General features: G+C 68.9%; 9 protein-coding genes. 3 read left to right on the top strand and 6 right to left on the bottom strand.

The genetic code is table 11. The features are described 5' to 3' along the window. Positions 1 to 221 precede the first annotated feature (221 nt). The 5 genes from VWP12_RS03130 to VWP12_RS03110 form a co-directional block, all read right to left on the bottom strand. A complete protein-coding gene (locus VWP12_RS03130; protein WP_410474572.1) occupies positions 222 to 785 on the bottom strand; it encodes a phosphatase PAP2 family protein in 564 nt (187 codons plus the stop codon). After that, on the bottom strand, positions 782 to 1,912 hold the full coding sequence (locus VWP12_RS03125; RefSeq protein WP_410474571.1) for a glycosyltransferase family 4 protein: 1,131 nt from the start codon (positions 1,910 to 1,912) through the stop codon (positions 782 to 784). Before VWP12_RS03125 ends, VWP12_RS03130 begins: the two co-directional genes overlap by 4 nt. 129 nt (positions 1,913 to 2,041) lie before the next feature. Continuing rightward, on the bottom strand, positions 2,042 to 4,303 hold the full coding sequence (ligA, locus tag VWP12_RS03120; RefSeq protein ID WP_410474570.1) for an NAD-dependent DNA ligase LigA: 2,262 nt from the start codon (positions 4,301 to 4,303) through the stop codon (positions 2,042 to 2,044). A 7-nt stretch (positions 4,304 to 4,310) separates the two neighbouring features. Continuing rightward, positions 4,311 to 5,378 (bottom strand): cell division protein ZipA C-terminal FtsZ-binding domain-containing protein, encoded by a 1,068-nt coding sequence (locus VWP12_RS03115; RefSeq protein ID WP_410474569.1) that lies wholly within the window; start codon positions 5,376 to 5,378, stop codon positions 4,311 to 4,313. 124 nt (positions 5,379 to 5,502) lie between these two features. After that, positions 5,503 to 8,976, bottom strand: a complete 3,474-nt coding sequence (locus tag VWP12_RS03110) for an AAA family ATPase (protein ID WP_410474568.1) — start codon at positions 8,974 to 8,976, stop codon at positions 5,503 to 5,505. 188 nt (positions 8,977 to 9,164) lie between these two features. On the opposite strand from VWP12_RS03110, the gene queF reads away from it, so the two are divergent. From queF to cysZ, 3 genes are read left to right on the top strand one after another with little or no spacing between them, the layout of a single operon-like run. After that, positions 9,165 to 9,554, top strand: a complete 390-nt coding sequence (gene queF / locus VWP12_RS03105; protein ID WP_410474567.1) for a preQ(1) synthase — start codon at positions 9,165 to 9,167, stop codon at positions 9,552 to 9,554. Positions 9,555 to 9,558: 4 nt separating this feature from the next. Next, a complete protein-coding gene (locus VWP12_RS03100) occupies positions 9,559 to 10,821 on the top strand; it encodes an FGGY-family carbohydrate kinase (protein WP_410474566.1) in 1,263 nt (420 codons plus the stop codon). Further along, positions 10,818 to 11,573 (top strand): sulfate transporter CysZ, encoded by a 756-nt coding sequence (gene cysZ / locus VWP12_RS03095; RefSeq protein ID WP_410474565.1) that lies wholly within the window; start codon positions 10,818 to 10,820, stop codon positions 11,571 to 11,573. The genes VWP12_RS03100 and cysZ overlap by 4 nt, the downstream gene beginning before the upstream one ends. A 229-nt stretch (positions 11,574 to 11,802) precedes the next feature. Here cysZ and der read toward each other — a convergent pair whose 3' ends face one another. Beyond that, positions 11,803 to 13,221 (bottom strand): ribosome biogenesis GTPase Der, encoded by a 1,419-nt coding sequence (der, locus tag VWP12_RS03090; RefSeq protein WP_410474564.1) that lies wholly within the window; start codon positions 13,219 to 13,221, stop codon positions 11,803 to 11,805. Positions 13,222 to 13,255 lie beyond the last annotated feature (34 nt).

Genomic DNA, 13,255 nt, shown 5'->3' with positions numbered 1-13,255 from the left:
AATTCATATATAGACTATCCTTTTGCCCTCATTGATAGAACCCACGGGGCGCAGGATTACAACCACGCAACAACAGTCGGTTACGGGACAGTCAATCGCATTTTCTGGCCATTAAAGCACCCACGGACAATAGTCACCCCACCATTACCGTTTTTACTGTTTTCCTAATATACGAAACTAGCCACAATCCCGAGGACGCCGGCACCTCCCGACATGGCGATTCACAACAGGGAAAGGCTGAGAGAGGCGATCACACCGCCAATAGCGGCGCCGACCAGCACATCGGAGAGATAGTGAAGACCGAGCACCATGCGGGAGCTCGCGACCAGCAGGGCGAACGGCACGATCAGCGGCGCGAGCGAGGGCTCGAAGGCAAGGAGCTGGATACCGAAGTTCGTCGCATGGAGGGTATGGCCGGAGGGGAAACTGTATTGGTCGAGCGGCGCGACACTCACCTCAATCCGCACGTTCCGATGAAGCGGCCGCAACCGGCCGGTACGCCGCTTGATGGTCAGGTACACCAGCACACCGACACCACCGGAGAACAGCATGACCAGCATCGGCTCGACTGCCACCCCACCGTGAACGGCCAGCACCATCAGGGCAAGCACGTACCAGCCGACACCATCCCCAAGCCGCGAGGCCAGTGCGAACACCGCCCGCGGGACGCGCCGGCGATGAATGCGATTGCAGCGCTCGGTCACCAGCGCCTCCCAGGCCAGATAGGCACCCAGGTGCCGCGACAACCGCGCCGGCTCGACGAACCGTGGACGCAACAGACTCATGCCCGCTCCGCCCGCCGTTGTGCTTGCCGCTCGGTGGCATCGATCACGTCCAGCAGGTGCTGCTCGAAGGCATCGATGATCGCAGACCAGCCGTACCTCAGCGCCGTCTCGCGGGCGCGGCGCCGACGATCGCCCGCACCGCCGGCCAGCAATGCCGGCACCTGGTCGAGAAAGGCCTCACGGGTATCGGTGGGGGCCAGCAATCCGTTGGCGCCCGGCTCGATCAGCAACCGCCCCGCGGCGTAGTCGAAACCCAGGCAGTCGAGCCCGCTGGCCATGGCCTCCAGCAGTACGATGCCGAAGGTCTCGGTCAGGCTGGGAAAGAGGAAGGCGTCAGCCGAGGCGTAATGCCGCGCCAGAGCCTCGCCCCGCAAGACCCCGGCAAAGACGGCGCCCGGCAGCCGACGTTCGAGACGGGTCCGCTCGGGCCCGTCTCCGACAATCACGAGGCAGGTTTCCGGTTCGACCTCGCGCGCCCGCGACCAGCTTTCCCAGAGCAGGTCGAGGTTCTTCTCGGCGGCAAGGCGTCCGACATGCAGCAGCACCGGCGTGGTCTCATCAGCGCCCCACAGGGCGCGCAGGGCCGGGTCGCGACGATCGGGGTTGAACAGCTCGGTGTCGACGCCCCGCCCCAGCACCACCAGGCGCTCGAAACCCTGTGCCGAGAGCTCATCGGCCTGCATCGCCGTGGGGATGAAGGTGTGCGCCGACCGGTTGTGGAATCGCCGCAGGTAGCGCATCACCGGGCTGGCCAGCCAGCCCAGCCGATAGTCGCGCGCGTAGGCGTGGAAATTGGTGTGCAATGACGTAGTGACCGGCAGCCCCAAGGCGCGCGCGGCCGCCAGCGCCGAGCCACCCAGCGGGCCCTCGGTGGCGATGTGCACCACGTCCGGCGGATCGTCACGCCAGTCGGCGAGAAAGGCACGCCGGCGCGGGAGACCGAACCGCACCTCGCGGTAGAACGGCAGCGCGACGCCCGGCACCTCCGCCCCGTCGCCCAGGTCGCGCGCCACGGCCGCCTTCGGGCAGGTCACCACCACGCGATGACCGCGCGCACGCAGGCCCGCGACCAGGCAACCCAAGGTGGTCGCCACCCCGTTGATGTCGGGCGGAAAGGTTTCCGTCACCAGTCGGATGTCCAATCGGCACCTCGGTCTGACTCCGGGGCGAGAGTGCCCCACGAGTCAGACGCTAGGCCGACTGGATGACAGCGGCGTGTCGCCGTCTTGACGATTTGGCGACAGGAGGGGAAGAGGTCAGAGGTCTGACGCGACCGTGGACGGATCGTCCAGCAGGCGGGCAAAGGCCTCGGCATCGAGCACGGGCACGCCCAGCTTCTTCGCCTTGTCGAGCTTGCTGCCCCCGGCCTCGCCGGCGATCAGCGCGGTGGTTTTCTTGGAGACCGAGCTGGTGACCTTGGCCCCGAGCGCGGTCAACCGATCGGAGGCCTCGTCGCGGGTCATGTCCGGCAGGGTACCGGTGATGACAAAGGTCTTGTCGGCGAGCGGCGCGTTCTCGGCGGGAGCTTCTGGCGTCGGCCAGTGGATGCCAGCCTCGAGCAGGCCGTCGATCACCTCGTTGTTGTGTTCCTGCTTGAAGAACGCCACGATCGATTTCGCGATCTCCGGCCCGATGCCCGGCACCTTGGTGATCGTCTCGTTCTGCAGCTGGCCCTTCTCGGCGGCGCGTTGCATGTCGGCCAGCGTGGGGAACGCCTCCTCCAGGCGCGCCAGGGTCTTGTCATCCACGCCCGCCGGCCGGTCCTCGGCAAAGGCGTCACGAACGGTGGTCGCCCCGTCCGCCTTGTGCCCCGCCAACCAGTCCTGGAGCGACTCGGCGCGCTTGGGACCGATGCCGGCCACCCCCTTCTGCTCGATGAAATCCTCGAACCTCGCCTGGCGCAGTGCCCGAAGGTCGCGGAAGTGTTTGGCCAATTCGTTGGCCGTTTCGCTGCCGACCAAGGGGATACCCAGTGCAAAGAGGAATCGGTCGAGCGTGGTCTCCTTGGCCTTCTCGAGTGATTCGAGCAGGTTGTCCGCGGATTTCGCCCCCATGCGCGGCAGGGCGACCACGTCGTCCCGGTTCAGGCGGAACAGGTCGTCGACGTGCTCGACGAGATTACGTTCGAGAAACAGGGTGATCCACTTCTCGCCCAGCCCGTCGATGTCCATCGCCTTGCGACTGGCAAAGTGGCGAATCGCTTCGCGGCGTTGCGCGGGGCAGAACAGCCCCCCGGTGCAGCGCGCGACCGCCTGCTCCTCGTCGCGCAGCACCTCGGAGCCACACTCCGGGCAGGTGGCCGGCAACTCGATCTGGCGGGCATCGTCGGGTCGCTTCTCGGGGAGCACCTCGATGATCTCGGGGATTACGTCACCGGCGCGGCGCACGCGCACCCAGTCGCCGATGCGCACGTCCTTGCGCTCGATCTCGTCCATGTTGTGCAGGGTGATATTGGCGACGGTCACCCCGCCCACGGCCACCGGCTCGACGCGGGCGACGGGGGTCAGCGCGCCGGTGCGCCCCACCTGGAACTCGACGTCGCGCACCTGGGTGAGCTTTTCCTCGGCCGGGAACTTCCAGGCGATCGCCCAGCGCGGCGCGCGGGCGACGAACCCGAGACGCTGCTGGTCAGCCAGCGAGTCCACCTTGTAGACCACCCCATCGATATCGAAGGCAAGCCCCGCGCGCTTCTCGCCGAGCGACTCGTGGTAGGCCTGCGCGGCCTCCAGTCCCTCGACGCGGTCGCGATGCTCCGCGACGGCAAACCCCAATCGCTCGAACCAGTCGAGCCAGCCCGACTGGGTCTCGGGCGCCTCGATGCCCTCGGCCGCCCCGATACCGTAGGCGAAGAAATGCAGCGGCCGGCTGGCCGTGACCCGGGGGTCCTTCTGGCGCAGCGAGCCGGCCGCAGCGTTGCGCGGGTTGGCGAATACCTTCTCGCCGCGTCGTTCAGCGCGCCGGTTGATCTCGGCAAACGACTCGTGGGTCATCACCACCTCGCCGCGGATCTCGATGCGGCTGTCGACCGGCAGGTCGATCGAATACGGCACGGTCTCGATGGTGCGGACGTTGTCGGTGACGTCCTCACCACGTCGCCCGTCGCCACGGGTCGCCGCCCGGGCGAGCACGCCGCCCTCGTAGGTCAGGCTGATGGCCAGGCCGTCGAACTTGGGCTCGGCCAGGTAGGTGATCGGCTCGTCGCGGCCAAGGCGCTCGCGCACGCGGCGGTCGAAGGCGGTGAACTCGTCTGCATCGAAGGCGTTGTCGAGCGACAGCATCGGCAGCTGGTGCTCGACGGTCTCGAAGGCGTGACTCGGCGGGGCACCCACCGTCTGGGTGGGCGAGTCGGGGGTAATCCAGTCGGGATGCTTCGCCTCGATCGCCTCGAGCTCGCGCATCAGCGCGTCGTACTCGGCGTCCGGCACCGTGGGGCGATCGAGGACGTAGTAGCGGAAGTTATGCTGGTTGATCTCGGCGCGCAGGGCCGCAAGGCGCTTGCGTTCGTCGGCCTCACTCATGCCGCCATCACCCGTGCTGGTCAATCAACTCGCGATACCGGTCGATCGATTCGCTGTCCAGCGGCTCGCGGCGATCGTCGATCAGCATGGCATCCAGCGATTCGGCCAGCGAGGTGGCCACCTGGTGCATGCGCTCGAAGACCAGCGACGGATCGGCGCCGCCACGCACTGGCAACTGCATGAACAACGCCAGCGCGGGGGTTTCGAAGGAGGACAGGTCGTCGGGGTTGAACTGTCCCGGGGAGACAGCATTCATCAGCGAGAACCAGTCGGCCCCGTCGATATCCTGGAAGTGGTAGATCGCGAACTCGCCGAACTCAAACCCCGAATCCTCGATGGCACGACGCACCCGTTCGGGCGGCATTGCGGCCTGTTCCCGATCGACGATCATCATCGAGATGACGGCCCCGCTGGGCGACGCCTCGGCATCCACCGATTCGTCTTCCGCGATGGTCTCGGCATCGCTCGGGCCACCGGCAGGCGCCGGCTCGGCGGGTTCGTCGGCCGACGCCTGTGGCTCGGTGCGCCGGCTCGTCTGCCCCTGGCGGGTGAACAGACTGGAAAAGCCGGGTTGTGGACGGGAGGTGGATTCGTCTCGAGCCGGGGCGTCCTCCCCGACCGGCGACTCCTCGCGGGCCGGGGACTCGACTGCCGGCTCCGCCTGCTTCGATGCGAGCTCGCGGTCCGGCTCTGGCTCGAGGGCCGGCTCCTTGCGCGCGGCCGCCGGCGTCGGCCACTCGGGCTCGTCGTCCGCGTCCGGGGCGCGCCAGACCACTCGACCGGCGGATGCCCCATCAATGAAGCCATCGGCGTCGGGCGGCGACCAACCATCGTCCCCACTGTCGCCCGCGAGTTCGAGTTGCGGTTCGCGCCGCTCGCCGCGACCGGAGTCCCCATCTTCCGCATCCGCCCGGGCACCCACGCTCGCATCGATCGGGTCGTGATAATCACCCCGATGCGGTTGACCGCCGCCGAGGTCGACGGCCTGCTCACTGCGGTGCCGGCGATACATCCAGACGATGCCGCCAATCACCAGCAGCCCCACCAACAGAACAATCCAGCGCAACCATTCCATACCGTCTACTCCCCGAAAACCGGTGCGTCGCCGCCCGTCGTCCAGAGACTCATGACGGGTCCGTCGGTTCGATACGTCTGCTGGCTCACTGGTCCGCTCACGACAAATTCCAAGGGCATTCGTGTCAGGTCTCGACCAGGCCCACCGCGGCGTCGATATCGACGGACACGATCCGCGAGACACCGGCCTCGCGCATGGTGACGCCGACCAGCGCGGAGGCGCTCGCCATGGTGGTCTTGTTATGGGTGATGTACATGAACTGCACCCGGTCGGACATGGCCGAAACCATAGCACAGAACCGCCCCACGTTAGCCTCGTCCAGCGGGGCGTCGACCTCGTCGAGAATGCAAAACGGCGCGGGGTTGAGCTCGAAGATCGCGAAGATCAGTGCGGTGGCCGTGAGTGCCCGCTCGCCGCCCGACAGCAACGAGAGATGACTGATGCGCTTGCCGGGCGGACGGGCCATCAGGGCCACCCCGGCATCGAGGGGATCGTCGCCGGTCAGTTCCAGGCGGGCCTCGCCGCCACCGAACAGCGATTCGAAGCGTGGCCCCAGGCGCTGGTTGACCGCATGGAAGGTCTCGCGAAAGCGCTCACGGGTCTGGCGATCCATGGTCTCGATCGCCTCGGCCAGTTGCGCCAACGCCGACTCGACGTCCTCGATCTGGCCGGCCAATTCCTCGCGACGCTGCTCAACCTCGCGGTGATCCTCGATCGCCGAGAGATTGACCGCGCCCAGCCGACGAATCTGGGCCTCAAGATCGGCAAGCTCCGCGGCCAGTCGCTCGGCCACCCCCGGCTGGGCGGCAAGTCGCTCGATCGCCTCGGCCTCGGGCTCTTCCTCGTCGTCGGCCAACTGCTCGCGAGCCTCGGCCAGGCGGACGCGGGCATGCTGTTCGCGGGTCTCGCCCTGGGCGCGATCGATGCGGGCCTGCTCGCTCTTCGCCCGCGCCGCATCGCGCTCGCCACGCAACTCGGCGACCGCCTGACGCGCCGCGGCCTGGGCCTCGGTGGCCACCCGCTGATCCTCGCGCGCCCGTACCTCGGCCGCCTCCGCCTCGGCGAGGCGCTCCTCCTGACGGCGCCGTTCGGTCAACAGCCCCTCGCGCTCGGCCTGGGCCCGCTCGCGCTCGCGGGCCTGCTCATCCAGACGACGGGCGATCGCCTCGCGCTCGTGATCCAGCCGGCGGATCTCATCGCCGAGGCGCGCGATGCTTTCGTCGCGCTGCTCGATCTCGCGGCGGGCACGATGAAAGCGGTCGGCCGCCACGCGCGCGGTCTCGCGGGCGGCCTCCAGTGCCTCGCGAGCCGACTCCTGTCGCTCGACGGCCTGGTTGCGGCGCTGATCGGCCTGGGCCACGGCATCCGCCGCCGCATCGCGCTCGGCCTCGAGGCGTGCCTGCTCCCGGCGGGCGACCTCCAGCTCCTCGGACTCGGCGCCCGCGCGGGCCTCGAGCGTCTCGACGGTCTGCGCCAGGCGCTCGAGGCGCTCGCCGAGGTGCCGGCCCGCCAGTCGTGCCGACTCGAGCGCGCGTACCTGCTTGTCGCGTTCCTGGCGTATGGCCTCGACGGCCTTGCGGTCGGCCTCGAACCGCCGCCGGCTCTCGCCCAGCGCCGTCTCGGCCCGTTCCACCGCGGCCTCGGCCTGGTTGACCTCCTGTTCGAGCTCGCGGCGCCGGGCCAGGTGGGCAAGGTGGGTCGCGGCGCCCGCGTTGCCGCTGCGCCCCACCCAGTGCCGCCCGACCCACCATCCGGCCGGGGTGATCAGGAACTCGCCGGCCGCCAGGGACGGACGACGGGCCAACGCGGTATCCAGATCCTCGACCGGCCGTCCCGGAAAGTCGCGCACCCGCTCGGCGAGCCAGTCGGCATCTCGATCCGCCTGCGCCTCGAGCCACCAGCCCCCGGCGCCTTCCGTCTGGTTGAACCGATCGATCTCGGCGGCCACCATCGCGTCCAGGTCGTCGACCAGCTCGGCCTCCAGTGCCTCGCCCAGTGCGTGGCCCACCCAGGGCTCGCGGATATCTGCCTCGACCAGCCGCTCGACCAGTCGCGGCCCCGAGCGGTCATCGGAAGCCTGCGGCGCATGCGCGGCGATCAGCCGATCGAGGGCCTGCTGCTCGGCGGTGAGCCCGTCATGTACGTGGCGCGCCTGGCGCCGGGCCTCCTCGTGATCGTGCAGGACGGCCTCACTGGCCTCGGCGGTCGCCACCGCTTCGTCATGATCGCGCTCGACCACCTCGAGGGCCGCCTCGGCCGTGGCGATCTGGCCGCCATGCTGCTGATGCTCGCGCTCCAGCTCGGCCCGTTCCTCGCGGGCGCGGGCCAGCTCGGCGGCGGCCGGGGCGGATTCGAGTCGTCGACATTCGCGCGCCACGGCATCGAGACGCTCGCCGAGCCGCGCCTGTTCACGCTGCGGACCGATACGCGCCTCGGCGGCGGTCATCGCCTCGCGGCGCAGCGCATCGAGTTCGGCCTCCGCGCTCGAGCGTGCATCGCGGGCACGCTCATGGGCAGCGGCGAGCTCCTCCAGAGAGGCGCGGGTGTCGTGCTGCTCGGCGGTCAGCCGCTCGCGGCGGGTCTCGGCGTCGCCACGTTCGCCCTCGCGGCGCTCGGCCGTCTCCCGATCGTGGTGCGCCTGCCGATCGAGCCCCTCGATCCGGGCGTCGAGCTCGGCCTGGCGGGTGGTGACGGCATTGAGGTCATTGGCCAGCCGATACTTCTCGGCCGACAGCTCGGCCAGCCGCTCGCCGGCGGTCTGGACGGCGCGCTCGGCCTCGTCCTGGGCCGCCTCGGCCGCGGCAAGGCGCGACTCGCAGGCCGCCTCGGTCTCGCCAGTAGCGGCAACGATCCGATCGAGTTGCTGCCGCTCCTCGCGGGCCTCGATCAAGGCAACGGCCGCGGCCTCGACCTGGCGGCGGCGGCGCACCGCCGAGAGCTCACGGTATCGCCGTGCTGCCCGCGCCTGGCGGGCCAGCGTGGCCTCCTGACGCTCCAGTTCGGCGGCGATGTCATTCAGCCGCGACAGGTTTTCCTCGGTGTGGCCAATGCGATTGGCCGTCTCGCGGCGGCGCTCGCGGTAGACCGAGATACCGGCGGCCTCCTCGAGATACCCGCGCAGCTCGTCGGGCTTGGCATCGACGATGCGATTGACCTGCCCCTGCTCGATCACCGAGTAGGAGCGCGCGCCCACCCCGGTGCCGAGGAACAGGTCGACGACGTCGCGGCGGCGCACGCGGGTGTTGTTGATCTCGTAGCGGGACTGGCCGTCGCGGTCGAGGCTGCGCCGGACGGTGAGTTCGTTGTAGGCGGCGAAGGGGCCGTGGATGCGCCGCTCGCGGTTGTCGAGCGTCAGTTCGACCACGGCCCGACTGGCGGCGGCCCGCTCGCCGCTGCCGGCGAAGATCAGGTCGTCGAGGGCCTGGCCGCGCAGGTGGCGGGCCGACGACTCGCCCATCACCCAGCGCAGGGCGTCGATCAGGTTGGACTTGCCGCAGCCGTTGGGGCCGACGATCGCCAGCGTGTTCGCGGGCAGCCGGATCTCGGTGGGCGAGGCGAAGGACTTGAAGCCGGCCAAGTACAGGCGGGTCAGGCGCATGGAATCAACACACCCCCGGTGCGAACGAGGCGGCAGGCCGAAGCGGAACCACGCGCTTGCCGGGCAAGCTCCCACGAGGCAGGGTGAAACCGTAATCAGCCGCTACGGTCGGCAAGGCCCGGGTCGGGGACTTATACTTCCGCCCCCGATTCAACAGAACCTCGTCACATACCGCAGGACAGTCATCCATGTCGACGCAACCCAGCAAGACACTCGAAACCTTCCCCAACCCGCATCCGGAACGGGACTATACCATTCACATGGAGGTGCCCGAGTTCACCTGCCTGTGCCCCAAGACCGGCCAGCCGGACTTCGCCACCATCCTGATCGACTTCGTGCCGGACCAGCGGTGCGTCGAGCTCAAGTCGCTGAAGATGTACATGTGGTCGTTCCGCGAGGAAGGCGGCTTTCACGAGGCGATGACCAACCGCATCGCCGACGACATCGTCGCCGCGATCAACCCGCGCTTCCTGCGCCTGACCGGCCGCTGGAACGTCCGAGGCGGCATCTGGACCAACGTGGTGGTCGAACACCGCCAGGACGGTTGGGCGCCGGCACCGAAGGTCGAGCTGCCCTGATTCCATGACGACCGCCCGGCATCTCGGCGTCGACGTCGGCACCTCGGGGCTGCGCCTCGCCGCCCTGGATGCTGCGGGCGACTGTCTCTGGTTGGAAAAGGCGAACTGGCCGGTGCCACCGACACCAGACGGTCACGAGCAGAACCCGGCTGACTGGTGGGCGGCGTTCGATGAGCTGATGCGTCAGCTGGGCGAAGAGGGTCGGCTGGCCGACGTCGACTCGCTGGCCTTTGCCGGCACCTCGGGCACGGCGCTGACCATCGGCGCCGATGGCCAGCCGGAAGGGCCGGCGCTGATGTACGACGACCCTCAGGGGCGCGAGCAGCTCGCTGCGTTGCGCCAACTCGAACTCGATCCCGACGCCCAGTTGTCCGCGCTGGCCCGCTGGCGATTCCTGGCTGAGGAACGCGGACAGAGCGGGCGGCCGGTCAGCCAGGCCGACTGGTTCGTCACCCGCCTGACCGGCCAGCATGTCAGCGACAGCAACAACACGCTCAAGTGGGGCTTCGATGCGGTGGCCGAGCAATGGCCGGCCGCCCTTCAAGAACGATTCGGCGACCGACTGCCCGCGGTGCATCGCCCCGGCACGGCCGTCGCCCCCGTCACGCCCGCGCTGGCCCAACGCTGGGGCCTGCCGAAGGGCGTGATCGTGGCCACCGGCACCACCGACTCGATGGCCGCCCTCTGGGCCAGCGGGGCGGCCGAGGAAGGCGACGGCGTGACCAGCCTGGGCTCGACGCTGGCCTTGAAACTGATCAGCACCCGTCCGGTAAGCGATGCGGCCAGTGGGGTCTACAGCCACCGCTTCGGCGAACGTTTCGCCGTCTCCGGGGCCTCCAATACCGGCGGTCGCGTGCTGGCCACGTTCTTCGACAACGAGGAGCTGGCCCGGCTGAGCGAGTCGATCGACCCGGACGCACCCGACACCCTCGGTTACTGGCCGCTGGCCGGCCGGGGCGAGCGGTTCCCGGTGGTCGCCCCGGCGATGGGGCCGCGCCTGACGCCGCGTCCGGCCGACCCGGCCCTATTTCTCGGCGGGATGCTGCGCGGGATCGCCCGGATCGAGGCACTGGGCTATCGGCGCTTCGCCGCGTTGGGTGGCTCGGCCGTGCGGCGAGTGCTCTCCTCCGGCGGCGGGGCGCACAACCCAGTGTTCGCCCGCATCCGAGAACGGGCCCTGGGCGTGCCGGTGACGCTGGCGACACACACCGAGGCGGCCGTGGGTGCGGCACGCCTCGCGGCATTGTCAAAAGGGGAGGGAGCATGACCCAACCACTCACACAGGTGGCGCGCGAGATGGGCGGGCTAGGTTACTGGCTGGCCGGGCTGCGCCTGATGTGGCAACCGGGCCTGCGCCGCTTCACCCTGATCCCGCTGTTGATCAACACCCTGCTGTTCGGACTGGCCGGCTGGCTGCTCTTGAGCCTGGCGGGTGACTGGGTCGAGGGCCTGCTGCCGGACTGGCTGGACTTCCTCTACTGGCTGCTCATGCCGATCGTGGTGCTCGGCCTGCTGCTGGCGACCTTCTTTACCTTCACCCTGGTGGCCAACCTGATCGCCGCGCCGTTCAACGCGGTGCTGGCCGCTCGGGTCGAGGCCCACCTGACCGGTGAGCCACCGCCCGAAGACGGCCAGGGCGTGCTTGCCGGGGCGGTTGGCGCAGTGGCCGGCGAGGTCGGCCGGTTGCTCTATCTGGCGGCCTGGGCGATCCCGCTGGTGATCCTGTGGTTCATCCCGGGCCTGAACCTGCTGGCGCCGTTCGCCTGGTTCGTCTTCTCGGCCTGGATGATGAGCCTGGAATATGTGGATAACGCGGCCGGCAATCACGGCCTGTCGTTCGCCGAACAACGCCGCCGCCTGCGCCAACGTCCGGCGCTGACGCTCGGGTTCGGCAGCCTGATGACGCTGATGACCATGGTGCCGGTGGCGAACTTCCTCGCCATGCCGGTGGGCGTCTGCGGGGCGACCCGGATGTGGGTCGAGGGGTTCGAGGGGAAGGCGGTCAGACGAGAGGGCTGAGCGCTGGAAGCTCAGCCTGTCGTACCGTGGCCGGGGCGGCCGCTGGGGCGGCCTTCGCGCGCGGGGTACGCACCCACAATGGGGTCCCCGCAAGCGCTTGGCAGCACCTTACTGTGGGAGCTTGCCTGCAGGGGAAACGTGCCGCGGGCGCGTGTCCCACGCCGACCTGGCAGCCAACCTCGACGGACCGGGCTATTGACGGAGCAGCCCCTGCGGGGCCACACCGCACTCAGCCCTTGCGCGGCTCACGCCCCTTTGAGCGACGGCGAGCCTCGGCCTTCTTCTGCTTGACCTTCTGCAGCGGGGTGCGGCGGTCAACCTTGCCCTCGTAGGGGTTCGAGTCGGTGCGGAATTCGATCCGGATCGGGGTGCCCATCAGGTCGTGTTCGCGGCGGAAGTAGGACTCGAGGTAGCGGTGGTAATGCCCCGGCAGGCGCTTGGTCTGTTTGCCGTGAATGACAATGATCGGCGGGTTGCTGCCGCCCTGGTGGGCATAGCGCAGGCGGATGCGCCGGCCATGCACCAGCGGCGGCTGGTGCTGCTCCACGGCGGCGCTCAGGGTGCGGGTCAGCGCGTTGGTCGAGATCGAGCGCATCGCGGCCTCATAGGCCTGATCGACGCTCTCGAACAGATGGCCCACGCCGGTGCCGTGCAGGGCGGAAATGCGGTGGATCTCGGCGTAGTTGATGAAACCGAGCTTGCGCTCGATCTCCGAGGCCACGCGTTCGCGCATGTCCGACTCCAGCCCGTCCCACTTGTTGACCGCGATCACCAACGCCCGGCCGCGCTCGTTGATAAAGCCCAGCAGGTGCTGGTCCTGCTCGGTGATGCCGGTGTGCGCATCGAGCACCAGGATCACGACGTTGGCCGCGTCGATCGCCTGCAGGGTCTTGACGATGCTGAACTTCTCGATCGCCTCGCCAACGCGCGACTTACGCCGCACCCCGGCAGTGTCGATCAGCGTGTAGGGCTTGTCGTCACGCTCGAAGGGAATCTTGATCGAGTCGCGGGTGGTGCCCGGCTCGTCGAAGGCGAGTACGCGCGATTCGCCCAGCAACCGGTTGGTCAGGGTGGACTTGCCCACGTTGGGACGGCCGACCAGCGCGACGGTGATGCCTCGTCCCTCGGGCTCCTCGGCCGGCTCCTCGGCGAGTTCCGGCGGCAGCATGGTCTCGAGCCGCTCCCACAGCCCGCCGATACCGCGCCCGTGCGAGGCGGCGATGTACTCCGGCTCGCCCATGCCCAGCGCCCAGAACTCGGCCTGCACCTCGTGCTCGTCGACGCCGTCGGTCTTGTTGACTACCAGCAGCACCGGCTTGCCGGCGCGGCGCAACTCCGCGGCGATCTGCTCGTCGGCGGCGGTCAGGCCGGCACGCCCATCGACGAGAAACGCGATCAGGTCGGCCTCCTCGACGGCCAACCAAGCCTGGTCCTCCATCAAGGCCTCGATGCCACCCCGCTCGCCGGTCAGCCCGCCGGTATCGATCACCAGCCAGTCACGCTCCTCGTGGCGAGCCGCACCGTACTGGCGATCGCGGGTCAGGCCGGCGAAATCGGCCACCAGCGCATCGCGGCTGCGAGTGAGCTGGTTGAAAAGGGTCGACTTGCCCACGTTGGGACGGCCGACCAGGGCGATAACGGGTTTCATCGCGTCAAAGGACTCGTAGGGTGGCGAAAGCCAG

The organism is Guyparkeria sp. TX1, assembly GCF_046523965.1.
Lineage (GTDB): Bacteria > Pseudomonadota > Gammaproteobacteria > Halothiobacillales > Halothiobacillaceae > Guyparkeria.
The sequence above is the reverse complement of the archived record's forward strand: the minus strand, read 5'-3'. Positions and strand labels throughout refer to the sequence as shown.